The organism is Lutibacter holmesii (assembly GCF_042679665.1).
Taxonomy (GTDB): Bacteria; Bacteroidota; Bacteroidia; order Flavobacteriales; family Flavobacteriaceae; genus Lutibacter; species Lutibacter holmesii.
In genome coordinates this window covers 137,077-155,789 of the sequence record NZ_JBHTMV010000002.1, presented here as the reverse complement: position 1 = coordinate 155,789, position 18,713 = coordinate 137,077, and the positions used below count along the sequence as shown (strand labels likewise).

The 18,713-nt window shown below is 32.1% G+C and carries 6 protein-coding genes; all 6 read right to left on the bottom strand.

Going from position 1 to position 18,713, the window contains the following annotated elements:
- Positions 1 to 58 precede the first annotated feature (58 nt).
- The 6 genes from ACFQ5N_RS01810 to ACFQ5N_RS01785 all read right to left on the bottom strand — a co-directional run bounded on the left by ACFQ5N_RS01810 (position 59) and on the right by ACFQ5N_RS01785 (position 18,669).
- Positions 59 to 4,411 carry a T9SS type B sorting domain-containing protein gene (locus tag ACFQ5N_RS01810; RefSeq protein WP_386807220.1) on the bottom strand — a complete coding sequence of 1,451 codons (4,353 nt, stop codon included), beginning with the start codon at positions 4,409 to 4,411 and terminating at the stop codon, positions 59 to 61.
- Positions 4,412 to 4,503: 92 nt separating this feature from the next.
- The gene (locus ACFQ5N_RS01805) at positions 4,504 to 7,230 is read right to left on the bottom strand and encodes a T9SS type B sorting domain-containing protein (RefSeq protein WP_386807218.1); all 2,727 of its coding nucleotides are present in this window, start codon (positions 7,228 to 7,230) and stop codon (positions 4,504 to 4,506) included.
- 112 nt (positions 7,231 to 7,342) lie between these two features.
- Complete coding sequence (locus ACFQ5N_RS01800) at positions 7,343 to 10,714, bottom strand: T9SS type B sorting domain-containing protein (RefSeq protein WP_386807217.1); 3,372 nt, start codon at positions 10,712 to 10,714, stop codon at positions 7,343 to 7,345.
- A gap of 80 nt (positions 10,715 to 10,794) precedes the next feature.
- Positions 10,795 to 16,851 carry a T9SS type B sorting domain-containing protein gene (locus ACFQ5N_RS01795; protein WP_386807215.1) on the bottom strand — a complete coding sequence of 2,019 codons (6,057 nt, stop codon included), beginning with the start codon at positions 16,849 to 16,851 and terminating at the stop codon, positions 10,795 to 10,797.
- An 86-nt stretch (positions 16,852 to 16,937) separates the two neighbouring features.
- A complete protein-coding gene (locus ACFQ5N_RS01790) occupies positions 16,938 to 17,765 on the bottom strand; it encodes an ABC transporter permease (RefSeq protein ID WP_386807213.1) in 828 nt (275 codons plus the stop codon).
- Position 17,766: 1 nt separating this feature from the next.
- Positions 17,767 to 18,669 (bottom strand): ABC transporter ATP-binding protein, encoded by a 903-nt coding sequence (locus tag ACFQ5N_RS01785; protein ID WP_386807211.1) that lies wholly within the window; start codon positions 18,667 to 18,669, stop codon positions 17,767 to 17,769.
- Positions 18,670 to 18,713 lie beyond the last annotated feature (44 nt).

Sequence of the window (18,713 nt, the reverse complement as noted above, 5' to 3'; positions counted from 1 at the left end):
AGCCTCGGGATTTATTAATAATGTGAACAAAAGTAGTTTGATTAAATTTTCTATAATTTTATTGGCGAACCAAGCTAAAATGACCTTTTAAAACACGTCCGTCTTCTAATTCTACTCTGTACCAATAATCTGTTGAAGGTAATGGGTTTCCTTTATAAACACCGTTCCAACCAGGACCTAAAGGATCTAAAATAACAATTAACTTACCAAATCGATCAAAAATATAAACGTTTGAAGTTGGTTGAAATTCAATTCCGGTTACGTGCCAAGTATCGTTATAACCATCATTATTTGGCGTAAAGAAATTAGGAATACTAATTACTGAAATTTCAACTGCTGCTTCTAAGCAATTTTCTAAATCTCTAATTTTAACAACATGTTTTCCTGATGCTACATTTTCAAAAACATTATTTGTTTGAAAATCGCCATCATCTAAAGCATATTGGTAATTGCTTACTGGTAAATTTAGTGTTGAAACCGTTATGGTATTGTTTGTTGAATTATCGTTTATCTGAATATTATCCTCATTAAAATCGGGTAAAATTGTATAAGGCTGTGCAGTAACTTGTATAGATTTTGTTTGGGTGCAAATAGCGTTATTAATTGCTGTGGCTGTTACAAAATAGTTTCCTTCTTCTGAAACATTAATTTCAGGAGTATCACCTAAAAATGTTCCTAATTCATTTATCCAGTTATATGAATAGTTTCCTTGTGGATTTTCAATACTTATTGTTGTATTGCTAGAAGAAAAGCAAAGTGCTACGTTTGTTGCTAAATCAAATTGAGGAAGCGTTTCAACGTTTAAAGTTACGTGATATCCTAAACCAAAACAGCCATTGTTAATATCGTCTGCACGCACAACTATTTGCTGAATATTTGGTGTAGTGTTCGTGTAGTTTGTTGGGTTTATAGCGTTTTGTTCAGCCAAAGCATCGGTAATGTTTTCGTAATAAGTGATTACAAATCCTGTTTGAGGTAACAGTGCATTTAACACTTGATTGGTTGCAGTACTAAAATCAAAAGTAGCAGTTCCGTTTAAGGTGTCACATTCATAGAAGTTAAGCATTAAATCGTCTGGAATATCAGTTGTAGCTACTTCTAAATTTACTTCTGCAATTGATTTACACAAAGTTGTATTTTCAACACTTGCCCAAACAGTTGAAGCTGTTGCGTTTGAAAATGCTGTAGGATTTGTTATTAAAAAAGCAGTATCTGAGTTTACTGCAGCCAAAGAATCGGTATAATAATTTATGGTTTCCGTTAAATAGTTTGCTGAAATTAAACTATTGGCTTCTTCTAAATTAAACGTTACAAAGCCATCGGTATCATCATCACATTGCACTAAATTTATTGGGGAATTAACCGCAGGAGCAGGATTAAATAGTACTTGAATTGTTTTACTAATTGCACAAGAGTTTCCACTTGAATTAGTTACTGTAACGGTGTATAATCCTTCTGTATTTATGTTGATGCTTTGTGTTGTTCCTACAGAATTTCCCATTGCATTTTGCCACACATATGTATACGTTTCTAAAGGATTTTCAACTGAAATAGTTTTTATTGTTTCGTTTTCGCAAAAACTAATTGTTGCAGCTAAATCAAATTGAGGAAGCGTATCAACGTTTAAAGTTACGTGATATCCTAAACCAAAACAACCATTGTTAATATCGTCTGCACGCACAACTATTTGCTGTGCGTTTGGTGTGGTGTTCGTATAGTTTGTTGGGTTTATAGCGTTTTGTTCGGCCAAAGCATCGGTAATGTTTTCGTAATAAGTGATTACAAATCCTGTTTGAGGTAACAGTGCAATTAACACTTGATTGGTTGCAGTACTAAAATCAAAAGTAGCAGTTCCATTTAAGGTGTCACATTCATAGAAATTAAGCATTAAGTCGTCTGGAATATCAGTTGTAGCGACTTCTAAATTTACTTCTGCAATTGATTTACAGAAAGTTGTGTTTTCAACACTTACCCAAACAGTTGAAGCAGTTGCGTTTGAAAATGCTGTAGGATTTGTTATTAAAAAAGCAGTATCTGAGTTTACCGCAGCCAAAGAATCGGTATAATAATTTATGGTTTCCGTTAAATAGTTTGCTGAAATTAAACTATTGGCTTCTTCTAAATTAAACGTTACAAAGCCATCGGTATCATCATCACATTGCACTAAATTTATTGGGGAATTAACCGCAGGAGCAGGATTAAATAGTAGTTGAATTGTTTTACTAGTTGCACAAGAGTTTCCGCTTGAACTAGTTGCGGTAACGGTGTATAATCCTTCTGTATTTATATTGATGCTTTGTGTTGTTCCTACAGAATTTCCCATTGCATCTTGCCACAAATATGTATACGTTTCTAAAGGATTTTCAACTGAAATAGTTTTTATTGTTTCATTTTCGCAAAAACTAATTGTTGCAGCTAAATCAAATTGAGGAAGCGTTTCAATGTTTAAAGTTACGTGATATCCTAAACCAAAACAGCCATTGTTAATATCGTCTGCACGCACAACTATTTGCTGTGTGTTTGGTGTGGTGTTCGTATAGTTTGTTGGGTTTATAGCGTTTTGTTCTGCCAAAGCATCGGTAATGTTTTCGTAATAAGTGATTACAAATCCTGTTTGAGGAAGGAGTGCATTTAACACTTGATTGGTTGCAGTACTAAAATCAAAAGTAGCAGTTCCGTTTAAGGTGTCACATTCATAGAAATTAAGCATTAAATCGTCTGGAATATTAGTTGTAGCTACTTCTAAATTTACTTCTGCAATTGATTTACAGAGTGTTGTGTTTTCAACACTAGCCCAAACAGTTGAAGCTGTTGCGTTTGAAAATGCTGTAGGGTTCGTTATTAAAAAAGCAGTATCTGAGTTTACCGCAGCCAAAGAATCGGTATAATAATTTATGGTTTCCGTTAAATAGTTTGCTGAAATTAAACTATTGGCTTCTTCTAAATTAAACGCTACAAAGCCATCTATATCATCATCACATTGCACTAAACTTACTGGGGAATTAACAACAGGAGCATCATAAATAGTTACATCAATAGATAAGTTAGTGGTATTACTTCCAATAGTAACTGCAGCGGTTATGGTAAAGATACCTGCAGTAGAAAATAGATGTGTTGGATTTAAATCTGTTGAGGTATTATTTACACCTGAAGCAGGATCTCCAAAATTCCAAGAGATGCTTGAAGGTGTAATGGAAGAATTTAACATAAATGCTGTAGATGTTCCAAAACAAACCTCGTTAGCTGTTATGGTTGGTTCAACAAAAAAAGAAGATATAAAAGGAGGTAAGCCTTCCACAACATTTCTAAAAGAATCTCCATTGCTAACATCTATAGCATCGTGTACATAATTACAAGCTGTACCATTTGCTTCAGGATCATTAATAACGCCTAAGTAAGGTGTTCCTATTTGATCTCTTCCAATTGATACAGAGCGTGCTCTGTATATTTTACCATCTATGGCTAATTGTAATGCTCCTCTGGTGTTTTGGGTTGATGTATGTATAAGAACTCTAGAATTTGAAATATTGGCGCTCAATAAATCGTATTGAATAATTTTGCTAGGAGGTATTCTTCCTAATGCATTGTTTTGATCTGTTTCTACGTATAATTTTGTGCTTTTTGGTGAGAATTCTATTCCGTAAGGAATGTCATCAGAATCGTCTAGTGTCAATTGTAATTCATTAGATACAATTCCTGTAGCTGTATTAAAATCATATAAGCGTAAACTTTTTGAAATACCATAATTTGCACAGGCAATTTTAGAACCATCAGGTGTTGTTTTTATATAACCAATTGAACTACTAGAATTGGATGCATTTGATATTACAGGAGTTAAATTTACACCTGATGCATCTACTAACCAAGAGTAAAACCGATCTTTAATAAAGGTTGTTACCCAATACGAATTTCCGTTTGCGTGTTTGGTAGCTGTAATTTTTTCAAAAGCAGGAGCTATCACAGGTATATTTTTTTCGGAAGCAATAACATCTCCTAAGCCTCCATTTAAAGTTAAATCTATGGTAGAATAATTAATTCCGTTAGATGATAAACCGGTTGGATTATCATCAACAGTAAAAATATAATATATATTTGGGTTGTTAGGTCGTGGAATAATAATAGCCGATTGTGTGCTAGAAGTATTTCCTAATAAGCGAGTTCCGTTTGGCATAATGGAATGATTTTTTGCCCATACCGTTACACCATCAGTATAAAACAATAAATTTCCTGTAAAGTCACAAATGGTAGCGCAACCTTCATATGTGTCAATTTGCCCATCAGTTAAAACAACGGGTACACCAGAGTTAAAATCTAACCCCGCATATTGCCCAAAATACCATATCGCAGCTTCTTTTTGTGAAAATGATAATGTTGGCAATAAAAACAGCAACAAAATCAATAATTTGTTCATTACAAAAAACTATTATGTATTAAAGTTACTATAAAAGTCTGGTTTTTAATAATTTGAGGGTTGAAAAATTTTAAAAATATGCGTTTGGTAATTTACCTGATTAAGCTGAAATGACCTTTTTTAGTGGTAGTTTTTCCAGTATTATCAACTAATTCAGCTTTAAACCAATAGTCTGATGCAGGTAACATTTCTCCGTTAAAATTACCATTCCATCCTTTTTCATTTAAGCTAATTTGGGTAATAAATTTACCAAATCTATCAAAAATGGTAGTAATTCCACTTTGGTAAAAGTTACTATTTACACCTAATATATTCCAAGTATCGTTAAAACCATCGTTGTTTGGTGTAAAGAATTTTGGAAATCCTAACACATAAAATTCGTGACTACTAATTCCGCAATTAAACATGTTTCTCGCAAAAACAGTATGAATTCCTGGTGTTAAGCTGTTGAAAATTGGTTCGGGTTGAAACAAACCTTCGTTATCCAATGAATATTCATTTTCAAAATTATTTCTTGTGCGAATAGTTGCGCTAACATCATCATTTAAAATTTCTACCGACTCAATATTTGGAGGTGTTACTTTTACAATTTTATATTGTTTCGTTTTTTCACAATGTGATATTTTATCGGTAATTGTTACTGAAATATTTTGTTCATTTACTATGCTAATTGAAGGTGTTGTTTCTCCGTTGCTCCATACATATGAATACTTACTTTGAAGGTTTAAAGGAATTGTAGCTGAAATTTCTACAGGGAAATGGTTTTCACAAATTAATAGTTCTTCATTTAATTCTAAAGGAGGAAAATAATTGATGTTTAAATTAAAATTTCCTGAACCATAACAAACACCATTGTTAACAGCTCTAAAGTAAATTGTTTTTTCTTCAGAAATATATGTGTTTGGAAGTTTATTATCTGTAAATACATCTTCTTCTGAAGCATAAAAAAAGATGTCAATTGTTGTAGGTAAATTTAAATTGCTGATGATGTCATCTTTTTTTGTTGTAAAATTAAATTCAGCAAAACCTTCACCTATATCGCAGCCAATTAAATTGTTAGCAGGAAGTAATAAACTAGGATTGGCAATTAATTCAACTTTAGCTAAGCTATAACAACTGGCATTTTTATAACTAATTTTAGCTGTTATTAGTTGGTTTGGAGTGGTGTTTGTGTAAACAATTGGTAATGGGTTTTCATTATAAATATCAGCTTCAGCAGCTGTATCATTTTCATAGAAAAAAACATTAAAATCATTGGGCTTGTTTAATGTTAATGCATTTATTGAGGTTTCAAGGTTAAAGGTTCCTAATTCATCATTTGGATTACTGTCATAAGAATCGCATTGCATTATTTGATAAGTTGAAGCTAAAACAGTTGGTTTGTTAGATATAATTATTTCTTTTGTTATAGGTTCTTTTACTTCACCATTTACGGTTTTTGTAAGGGTAACCGTGTGTGTGCCAATATTTTTATAGGTGTGGTAAGTATCAATTTCTGTTGAAGTTGTACCATCTCCAAAATCCCAAAGAACACTATCAATAGTTTCAAAAGAACTTATATAAAAATGCGTTGCATCACCAAGGCACGTAAACTCATATTTAAAACTAAATAAAAACAATGATTGAATAAATGGAGGTAATCCTTTTACTGCTTTTTTACCTGCTAAATCAAAAACATTTTCTTTAAAATTACACGCTGTACCTAGTTTTTCGGGTGAATTGATTACAGATAAAGATTCACTTTCGCCACCTCCAAAAACTGCAGGATAACCAGCTCTATAAATTTTTTCATCAATAGCAAGTTGTAATGCACCAGCAATATAATTATTTTGTTTAATTAACGTTTTTGATTTGGCAATTGAACTACTTTCTAAATCAAATTGATATAAATTACTACCTTCAATAATATCGTTGCTATTGTAAATGTTTGAAGAAACGTACATTCTTTTTGATCTTGCAGAAAAAGCTAATCCGTAAGGGTTTGCACCACTAAGTACGCTTGTTGGATTTGAAATTGCGCCAGTTGCACTATTAAAATCATACAATAGTACTTTTCCTGTATTTAATATTGGACGGTTTTCTTTAGGATCTTCATTAATTTTTCGCGTTGCGTTATGAACTATTGCAATTTTCTTTCCGTTAGGTGACGATTTTAAATAACCTAAAGCATTTAGTTTATAACCTCCAAGAGGAGCTTCGGTTGCAGTATTTGAAATTTGAGGTGTTTCTTCAACTCCGGCACCTGTTACTTTAAAGGCATAAAAATTATTAATAAAATGTGTAATTACCCAAAATGAGTTACCGTCGGCGTGTTGTATTGCGGTAATTTTTTCTGAACATTTATAAAAAGATGCTTCGCTATTGTTTTTATTGTAAGTTACTAAGTGAATGTTTTTTTTGGTAGCGTTTATAGCTCCCAAGCCGCCATTTAGGCTCATATTAACTTCGGTGTAATTTAGTCCGTCATTTGTACCATCTTCAGCAAAAACTTTAGGATTTGAATTGGGTTCATCAACCGTAAAAATATAATAGATGTTTGGGTTTATAGGATTGGGAACAATAATTGCACTTTGTGTACTTGAAAAATGGCCTTTTAAACCAGTTCCACCATCCATTATTTGGTGTTTAGCGTTCCAAACTGTTTTGCCATCAGTATAAAATAGTAAATTTCCTTCTCTATCTGAAATTGAAGCGCAACCTTCATCAGTTTTCATTTTTCCATTGGTAAGTGCCACAGGGCTGCCGCTATTAAAATCTAATCCAGCTTCGTGTCCAAAATACCAAATACCAGCTTCTCTTTGTCCATAACTTACAGACAAATTAAGAAAAATAAAGAGGATGAATAAAAATTTTAATTTCACAAATGTATAATTGAATTCAAAAAAATCAAATAGCGAGTTTAATTGGTGAAATTAACTAAAAACAAATAGCTTACTGTCTTATTAAGCTAAAATGTCCTTTTCTATTTTTAACAACTCCTTCAAAATCTACTAATTCAGCACTAAACCAATAATCTGAAGAAGGTAAAGATTGCCCGTTGTATAAACCGTCCCAGCCGTTAGATCCTAAATCTATTTCAGCAATATATTTACCAAATCTATCAAAAATCTTAATAGTTGCACTTTTATAAAAACTACTGTTTACTCCAATAATATTCCAAGTATCATTGTAACCATCATTATTTGGGGTAAAGAATTTTGGATAGCCTATTATGGAAACATTTATTGAGGCAATTCCACAGTTGTTTTTGTCTTGTATAAAAACGGTATGAACTCCGGCAGAAACATTCTCAAAATATGGTTCGTCTTGAAAAAGATTGAAGTTAGAATCTAATGCAAACTCATAATCTCCTATACCTAAATTTTCAGTTGAAATAGTGATTGAATTGTTTACCGAATCATCAACAACAGTAATATCATTTTGTGTAACAGTAGCAATTATTGAAGGTTCTATAGTAATTTGTTGCGGAAATGATTCGCAACCTGCACTTGAAGTTGCAATTACTGTATACACTCCTTCAGAATCTATAGTTGCATATGGTTGATCACTTATTTCATCTCCATTTTCGTTTGTCCAGCTATACGTGTAATTTCCATAAGAGCCATCTAATGAGACAGTTATAGGCGGTAAATTTTGACAATAGATAGCTGTTGCCTCTAAATCAAATTCAGGTCTAGCTTGTACATTAAGTTCTAAATAAGGTCCTAAACCAAAACATTCGCCATTATCTTCACTTTCAACTCTGACATAAAGTATTTGACTAAAAGGTGTTTCGCTAAAATACGGCGTTGATTTGTCTATTTCATTCTCTTCTAATTGGGCGTTTTCTAAAGTTTTGTAATAATTTACTTGTAAGTTTTGACCACTAGGAAAAAGAGCCATTATTTCAGCATCATTTAATGCTAAATCAAACAAATGTAATCCATCAGTGGTATTGTCATCATCACAGGTACTGTTCGTTTTCAAATAATTTAAAGGAAATGATGTTGAAGAAACCAATAAATCTATTTGGGCAATACTGTAGCAGCCGTTAGAGTTTTCAATTCTAGCATAAACTACTGTTGCTGTACTATTTGAAAATGGTGAAGGATTTATAGGGTTTAAATTATTTTCGGCATCACTTGTACTTAAATAATATGTTACTGTTAAGGCGGTATCTCCTAAAGTTAAATAATCATTAGCTTCGGTTAAATTAAAATCTGTAAAACCATCAGGATTGCCATCTTCATCACATTGTTTAAACGTGAAATTTGTGTGAATTTCAGGATTAGAAAATACTTCTATTATAAATGAACCAGTGGCAATACAAGTTACATTCGTATTGTTTACTTCTTGAAAATATATTTGTTGTGTGTTTTTTTGATTGTTTTGGTAATTAGTAATAGAAGTAATTGGTAATGTATACAACGCATCTTCAAAATATGTGATTGTAAAATCAGTTGCAGATTGTCCATTTAATATCTCACTTTCTTTACTGGTTAAATCAAAAACTTCAAAACCATCGCTATCTGTACCAGTGTTACTTGAATCGCACTGAGATAGATTTGTTATGGTTGCGGGTGGCGTAGGAGTTTCTGAAATTTGAATTGTAAAGCTTTCTGTTTCATAACAAATAGGGTTATGAATATTATGAATTCTTACAAATAAAGTTTCAGTAGTGAAACTACCTTTATTGGTATATGGAATTGTTAAGGCATTTTCATTATTGTCTGCATCTATTTGATTTTCAAAATAAAGAATCTCAAATAATGTGGCATCTTGGCCATTTAATACTTCTACATTTGTAGTAGAAAAATCAAAAGAACTAAACCCATCATTATCATCATCACAAGCAATAATGTTGTTTGGTTTTGTAATTGTTGGAGGTTGGTACACTTCTATTTCAACATGACCTTTGTACGTAACTTTAAAACCACAATCATCAATAGTTTCTGCCTCAAAATAATAAATTCCTTCATCAGCACTACTTAAATTAGGTAAGTTAAGTGTTGCAGTTGTTTCTATAACTGTGTTGTTAAAAGTCCAAGTATACGTAGGATTTCCTTCCAAATTTTGAGCTGTAAGTTGGTAATTTTCACCAATACATCTTTTTGCTATTGAATTGTTTAAGTTTTGAGTTGTTGATCCATCGGTAATTTCAATAGGCAATAATAATGAAGCTATAAAAGGTGGTAAACCTTGTGTTGCCATAGTAAAACCTAAATACAAGGCTTGTGGTTCAAATTCACAATTATCAGGATCTTCATCAGGTAAATTAATAGCATTTAAATAGCGATTACCTTGATCCCAATCAGCAGGTACAGTAGCGTATATTTTACCGTTTGGTGCTAATTGCAAAGCACCTCTATAACCTATTTGTGAATTAAGAAGTGTTTTAGAAGCTTCTATATTTGTTGCCTCTAAATCAAATTGAAAAAGATAATTAATTCCATTTGATGTATTAGGATCTGAATCAGGTAATAATGTTGAAGTGTACAACTTTGAAGAATTAGGTGAGAATTCTATTCCATATGCATAACCATCAACAGTTGCATTGCTAATTAATGAAATTCCATCATTTGAAACTTTCCCTGTTGTGTCATTAAAACTATACAAATGCAATAATCCATAACCATAAGTTGCACTAGCTAATTTTTCACCACTTGGAGATACTTTTAAATATCCTCTTTCATCTTGAGAAGTATAACTAACTACCGATGAAACTGGAACAGTATGTAAGCCAGTATTGTCAATTTTGTAAGAGACAAATGTATTGTTGTATAAAGAAATTACCCAGTACGTGTTGCATTCAGAACCTTTTACAGATGTTATCTTTTCAGTCCAGTTAGCACTGTTTATTCCAGATAAATTAATGGGAGTTCCAATAATATCACCTAATCCACCTCTTTCAGTCATATCAACAGTATAGCAGTTTAAACCTTCTGTGGCTTCTGTTAATGTACCATTAAAATGTTTATTTGCACCTACAGTAAAAATATAAAACTGATCACTGTTTCCTGGGTGAGGTACAATTATAGCAGACTGTGTACTAGACGGGTCTCCTAAAAGGTTTGTACCATTAGTCATTACATCATGGTTTTTATCATATACTGTAATTCCGTCCGTATAAAAAAGTAATGCACCATCACTATCAGAGAATGAAGCACAACCTTCTAAAGTATTTAAATTTCCTGCTATTGAGGTTGGAGTTTCAGTATTAAAATCTATTCCGGCACCTTGTCCAAAAAACCAATTGTTAGCTTCTCCTTGCCCAAAAACAATCATGGAATTTAGTAAGAATAGCGCAATTAAAACCTGCTTCATTTAAGTGGTGTTTTTTAAAGAAATTCAAATATATAAATAACTGAAAGATTAATGTTTAAAATAGTCAACATTCCTTCAAATTATTGTCTTCTTATTAAGCTAAAATGTCCTTTTCTTACTTGGGTTTCTCCATGTATGTTTGTTAATTCTATTGAAAACCAATAATCTGTAGAAGGAACTATTTCTCCGTTGTAATAACCATCCCAACCATTTCCATTTGGTTTTATAGTTTGAATTAATTTTCCAAACCTATCAAAAATATAGATAATTGAAGATGGGTAATAATTTGGATCTAAGCCTAAAACATTCCAGGTGTCATTATAACCATCATTGTTGGGTGTAAAGAATTTAGGGAAACCAATAATTGAAACTTCTATTTGAGTTGTTCCACAATTGTTTTTGTCTCTTACAAATACAGTATGAATTCCGGCTTCCACATAATCAAAATAAGGCTCATCTTGATATCCATAATCATCATCTAGCGCAAATTCGTAATCACCAATTCCTAAATTATCAGTTAGAATAGTAATTGTATTATTGTCAGAATCATCTTCAATAATAATATCGTTTTGTGTTATGGTAGCTATACTTGAAGCGTTAACATCTATAGATTTTGTGCGTGTACATAAAGTTCCATCAGTTTTAGTTAAGGAAGCAGTGTAGTTTCCTGGGTTTGAAACATTGGCTGTACTTTGTGTTGATATTATATTGTTGCTGCTATCTTTCCATTCGTATGTAAAAACTTCAGAAGTGTCATCGGGAAAAACAGCTAAAGTTATTGTTGATTCAGGTTCTGTTATACAAATAATTTGTGGTGTAACTACTTCAAAATCTGGAAGTGGATTTACTATGAAATCAATTGTTGTACTTGCTGTACAAATGCTATTTAAAGGATTGATAACTTCTACGGTTATGGTTTGAGTTTGGGTTGTAAAAGGATTTGGTAATGGACTTGATAATTCATTTCCATTGGCATTGTAATAATGAACCTCCATTCCGGTTTGAGCACCTAAAATAGTTGATTGTATAGTTGAGGTATCAAAATCATACACACCATCATTTGATTCATCATCACAAACAGGAGCCATTGTTACTGGATAGGCTACGGGAGATTTATCTACAATAAATTCTAAAGTGGTTTCATCAAAACAAGGACCATCAGGAGCTAAAGTATTGCTATTAGCCACTTGAATGGTAATTATTTGTGATGTTGATAAAAACGGATTTGGTAAAGGACTTGGAAGTACGTTTCCATTTTGGTCAAAGTAACTAACCGTAACATTTGATTGTCCGTTGATTACTGTAGTTTCAATAAGCGATGTGTCAAATGGAAACATTCCGTCATCGTCATCATCACACTGTCTATCAATAGTTACAGGGTTTGCAACTGGTAATTCTTCAACAGTTAAAGTTATATGAGCACCAAATCCTAAACAATCGTTATTGATTTCACTATCTACTCTTACATAAATTTCTTGTGAGTTTGGATATCCAATATTTCTATAGTTTGAAATGTCAGCAATTGCATTTTCTTCTGCTAATGCATCAGCTTCATTTTTGTAATAAGTAATAAATATTTGTTGTCCAGCAGGAAAAATGGCTCTAATTTCGGCATCTACTTCGCTAAAATCAAAAGTTGTAATGCCATCTCTATTATCATTATTAGCGTTGTCGTTTCCATTTTCATCTAAGAAATCATCACATTGGTAAAACTCTCTTTGATAGGTGGCAGGAATTCCGGTTGTAGAAACAAACAGCTTAATTTCGGCTTCTCTTCTACATCCAAATTTAGATTCTACGCTTGCCCAAACAATATCTGAATTTACTGTTCTGTTTTCAAATGCAGTTGGGTTTGTAATTGCATTTGATTGCGAAATAGCATCAGCTTGGGTTTCATAATATGTAAACGTTTCGTTTGCCGCATTTGTTGAAATTTTCTCGTTAACTTCAGTTAAATTAAAAAGGCTAAAACCATCAGTATCATTATCACATTGTTTTAATTCTTCGGAAGATGAAGTTGTTGGTAACGGATGCACAATTACATCAAAAGTTATATGTGTATTGATACAGTTTGTGTTTTTATTTAAAACACGAGTGTAAATTGTTTGTGGTGTTGAAGTATTTGTAAATGGTGAGTTTTGTGGATTATTTCCTGAAACAGCATCGGCTTCAGTTAAGTGATAGGTAACTGCATATTCTGTTGGTGATTGTGTTCCTAAAATTATGCTAGTTTGGCTTTCTAAATCAAATGTTTGCACCTTTCCATTGGTGTCGTCTCCGTCATCATTTGTATCACATAACTCCATATTTTGAAGTGTTTCAGCGGTTGGTAAAGGGTTCACAATTAAGTTAAATGACTGTTGTGTGTTTATACATCCGGTGATATTATTTTCAACTCTAACAAAAATTGGTTGAATATATGGGTTTAATCTGTTTTCGTGCGGACTTGTAAGCGCATTCATACCTGCAATGGCTTCATTTTGACTTAAGTGATAGGTTACCGTAAATTCTGAAGCTAGTTGTGAGCCTAAAATTGTGGTAGTTTGACTTTCCAAATCAAAGTTTTGTACAATTCCATTTGTGTCAATCCCGTCGTCTAAATTATCACATTCAATTAAATTGGTTACAGGATTTGCAATTGGAGGTGAGTTAACTATTAACTGGAAGTTTGAATTAGATATGGAGCAACCAGCTTGAATGTTTTCAACTCTTACAAAAATAGTTTGTGGGTTTGAAGAGTTTTCAAACGGACTTGTTAAAGCACTTGTACCAGTATCAGCATCAGCTTGTGAAAGGTGATAAGTTACCAAATAGTTAGAAGGAAGTTGTGCGCCTAAAATAGTACTTGTTTGACTTTCTAAATCAAAGTTTTGAACTATTTCGTTAGTATCGTCTCCATCTGTTAAGTCGTCACAATTTTCAAGGTTTGAAACTGTGTTTGCAATAGGCAACGCATTTACACTTAAAACAATTTCATTTGAAATTAAATCGCAACTATTGCCTGATTTTTTTAGATACACTCTGTAAATATTGTTGTTGTAAGAAAGAGGAGTGTTGGTAATAGTTAATTCATTTGTTGTTGCATTGCTGTAAATAAGGTCATTAACAACAGTGTTCCAATTAATTCCATTTGTACTAACTTCCCATTGGTAACTATCAACTGTGTTGGTTTCAATAGTTAACTTGGTAGTATCTAATTCGCAAATAATAGTGTCAACAGGTTGTGTGTTTATGGTAATTATTCCTGCTATTAAATAATCAGAATTTGGCGTAGAATACCCGTCATTTGCGTTTGTAATTACACCAAAAGAGTTTACAATTGGTGTAGAATCTCCAAGCATATTATTGTTATTTCCATCAGAAAAACCAGCTTCAATAACATCGCTACAGGCATCACCATCACTATCTAAATCAATATAACTATACAAGCCATCATTGTCTTCATCGTTAAGAATGTAGCTCATTACTCCACTGTTTGGACTTGTTTCTGCATTGTCATCCCAACCATTTGTATCGCTTGGATCAAGCCAATCTATAACACCGTTGAAATCTGTGTCAGATAATAATCCTAATTGACCAGTTTCAAATAAATCGTAAATTCCATCATTGTCACTATCTAAATCTAAATAATCAAAAACGGTATCATTATCGGTGTCAATAGGAGTGATACCTATTCCAAAAATGTCATCTAAACCATCATTATTACTATCATTTGCAGATAGAACGTTTAAAATACCACTTCCTTCAACAATATCAGGAATACCATCATTTTCGCTATCGTTGTCAAATTCATTGGTAACTCCGTCTAAATCTGAATCCAGAGGTACGCAAGTTGCTTTTATTTTAAAAACAGCCGTATTGGTTGAAGTTTCAGAAAGATTGATATGCGTAAAACTAAAATGGTTTACCATACTTGCCGCAAATTCAAATGTACTATCACCAGGTGAGAGCGCAGTGCCTTTTATTTTAAATCTAATTTCAAAAGAAGAAAATTGTGTAACACCAGATTCGTAATCGCCATCATAATTAGTGTCAATCAATAATTGGTCATCAGGATCTAACAGTGTAATTGTTTTGTCATTGCTAACTTTAATTATAAATTCTTGATCGGAATTTAATGTTGTTGTACCGAGTGAACCTCCTGAAGGTAATTTGAATAGTAAATTTAAATTATTATTAAAATCTAATGAATAAGTAACATTAGATGCAGCCAATCCATTTTTAGAAATAACTTCACTTTGAAAATTTCCATCTGCGTCTCCAAAAATTGAATTTGATGTGCTTCCAACAGGAGTAATAGCACCATTAAAAGAATAAGATCCTTTAGATAGGGTTCCACTTAAAGGATTTTCTAAAGGAATAGGAGCATCTCCATAAGATTCTGTACAATTTAAAATACCATCGTTATCATTGTCAATGTCAAAATTGTCTATAATTCCATCATTATCAGTATCATCAGGGCAAATACTTACAGGAACTTCAATAGATTCAATAGATTCACCTGTACAAGTTACACCTATAATTTTATAGGTTCCTGTAGAAAATGGGCTTTCCCCAGGAAAGGTTGGTGTGAGTGTTTTTGAAGTATTACCTGTTGCTATAAATCCGTTACCTGAACCATCATCATAATACCATTCAATACTATCAAAACTGTTTATGTTGGCTACTTCAAGAATAATATTATCAATACAATTTCCAAGTGTTGTAAATTCTGCATCAAAACTAATTTCAGGAGGAGTAGGGAACCCCGAATAAAAACTACCTGATGTTGCTGAACCATTGTAGTTAAAATAAGCACAATACAATTCGTCGTCACTTTTAACAGTAATAGAACCAGATAATCCTAAGACTTTATAAGTAATATGGTTTGGACTTCCTAATACATCAAATGGTCCTGTTGTTGAATAAGAACTTAATGGTAAATCATTAATGGTTATAGTTGCGCCTTTTTTTGTTACAATTGAAACCCCTCCAGAATAAGCTTTATCACCAATGTTATCAATATTTGCAATATTATCTACATTTCCTTTTGTTTCACAGCTAATTGGAGGTACAAAAAACATACCTTGATTGGCTTCATTTGGGCTGCCGTTATTACCTAAGCCACCAACTCCTTGATACGCAAAAACAGGTTTTGAAGTTTGTACATAGATGTTTCCTGTTGCACTGTATTCATTCCCTTCAACAATAGAATATTCACCTGCATTTATAGTTGCATAGGGCGTAGTTGTGTTTCCTCTTATATAAATACTAGTATTATCTTCATGTGCTACTATTAAAATATCTTCCCAATCATCAGAGCCAAAACCTCTTACAAAAATATATTCGTCACCAATTTTATCAGCTCCCACAATTTGATCTATACCATAATCTCGTCCATTTCCATTATGAAAGCTCCCATTTGTAGATCCGCAATTAACAACAACAGGTTTATCTGAAGTTACTAAAGCTCCTATCAAACCGTCTTTGTTGTTTGTTGGGTGAACAGTTGAATAACTATTCATGGCAATAGTATACGATTCTCCTCTATCAAAAGTTTCAGAATATGGAAATGTTTTTGAACTATTTAGAATTTCTGTATTATTTGAAATATCTGAAAATGTAACTGTAGTATTATCTTCTGTTGCCATTACAGATAAAAAACTTAAATAGTTTTCAGTAGGGTTTTGATTTGTAAAAGCTCCAATTCTAAACTCGGTTCCTAAAGCAGATTGTCCTTTACTAACTAGTGCTCCAGCCTGTGCTCCACCACCAGCATTCATTCTTACTGATACGTAAATTTGATCGGTAGCTTCAATAATATATCCTCTTTGATTTACAATTTGACTAGTTGAAATAGATGGAATAAATAACGCTCCATAACCAGTGCCCAATTCAATTACTTTAGGAGATGTGTTTGAAACAACACCTTCAATATAAAAATTTGATGAGAGCCCTACGGGTTTAATTGTATAAGCTACATCTGAAATACTTGGTGTTGAAATATAAAAATATTGGTCTTCAGGGTTCGCATTTCCATTTTCAGCCGCTGTTAAAGGTGGTATGTAATGTACTTTACTTAATTGACCAAAGCTTGATTGAATAATAATCAATACAAAAACTAAAAAAAGAAAATTCTGTAAGCGGAATGTATTCACAAATTAATCATTTTGATTTTGACCAAATTTAAGCGTAAAAGTTTAATATTTAGTAAAAAAAATGGTCAAAATAAATGATTAAATACTTATAAGTCTCTCTTTTTTAATAAAGCATATGAAAAATATATAAAAATAAATGTCCAAACAAGTACAATTAGTACATCTAAAGGCTGTACTGTAAAGTCTTTTGAAAGATCTTCACCAACTTGTTTGGCAACTGTTTTTACAGCGCTTAACCTTGTAAAAGGTTCTTTTATTAAATTGCTCATAGCTTCAAGCGGTAAAAACCGCATAAGCATATCAACGTGTTCTTCCATTTTCCAATATGCCATTCCTTTTAAAAAACCTTCAGCCATTGCCCAAACTAGCATTGCTCCAACAGCAAATGCTGATCTTTTTACTAAAATTCCTAAGAATAACCCAAAAGAAAAGAATGCAACTAATTTTACAAAAAATGCTACTAAGTATTCCAAATCAGATGTTATAATTGAGAATTCTGTAAAATCAGAATATGCAAAACCTAAAACCAACGAAGTTATAAATACAAATATTGTTGAGATAGTAGCTAATAATATAACCGTATAAAATTTAGATAAGATAAATTCTTTTTTACTTAAACCGTCAATTAAATTTTGCTTTAATGTTTTGTTGCTATATTCATTAGCCATCATAGAGACAATAACTAACAATAAAAAAAACTTAAAAATAGACGCCATAAAGGTGTTAAAGTGCCAAATGTATGGGAAATTAAAAATTCCTTGTTCTGCAAGATGAAATTTTACAGGTCCAATATCAAATTTAATAGCAGCAATTAATGCTATTGAAGTTAATAGCGCAAAATAAATAACAATTAAAATTTTGCTAGCTCTGTTGTATTTTAATTTATGAATTTCAATATTTAATAAACGTAGCATGTTATTTCTTTTTGTTGGTTAATGAAAGGAATTGTTGTTCAAGGCTTGGTTTTCTTTTTACCAAATGCGATAATATCACACCATTTTTAAAAAGATAACTATTCATTTCAGCAGCAGTTACCGGTTTACTTAATGTTGAAATTACAATACCCTTTTCAATAGTGCTAGATGAAATTCCTTCAAAATTAGAAAGTATTTCAATTAATTTTTCTGAATTTTCTTCTACTTTTAACTCAAACAAACCGTGTGAAGCAGTTAACTCATCAACTCTTCCAGCATACAATTTTACACCTTCTCTTATTACAACCACGTGCGAACAAACTTTTTCAACTTCATCCAGTAAATGTGAAGCTAATAAAATAGTAGTTCCCGTTGCAGCAATATCTTTAATTATTTTTCTAATTTCGTGAATTCCCTGAGGATCTAAACCATTTGTTGGTTCGTCTAAAATTAAAATTTCAGGATTATTTAAAAGTGCCGAAGCAATAGCTAAACGCTGTTTCATTCCCAAAGAAAATGTTTTAAACTTGCTATTTTTTCGATCGTATAAATTAACAATTTTTAATTTTTCATCTATATTTGATGTGTCAACCTCTTTTATTTTACAAACCAATTCAAGGTTTTGACTGGCAGTCATATACGGATAAAAGTTTGGGCGCTCAATTATAGCTCCTACTTTTTTAAGTGCTTGGTGTGTAGACAAAGTGCCATCAAACCAGCTAAAACTTCCCGAAGTTTTATTCACTACGTTTAAAATAATTCCTAGGGTAGTTGATTTACCACTACCATTTGGACCTAAAATTCCATAAACATTTCCTTTTTCAATGTCAAATGACAAATTATTTACGGCGTGAATGGCTCCAAATTTTTTGTTGAGCTTGTGAAGAGATAATATTGTTTCCAAAATTTTTATGTTTAGTATAAAATTAAGACGCAGAAAGGTAAGAA

Excerpts from the sequence above, each read along its gene's own strand:
- ACFQ5N_RS01810 (WP_386807220.1), bottom strand. The coding sequence starts at position 4,411 with ATGAACAAATTATTGATTTTGTTGCTGTTTTTATTGCCAACATTATCA.
- ACFQ5N_RS01800 (WP_386807217.1), bottom strand. The coding sequence starts at position 10,714 with ATGAAGCAGGTTTTAATTGCGCTATTCTTACTAAATTCCATGATTGTT.
- ACFQ5N_RS01790 (WP_386807213.1), bottom strand. The coding sequence starts at position 17,765 with ATGCTACGTTTATTAAATATTGAAATTCATAAATTAAAATACAACAGA.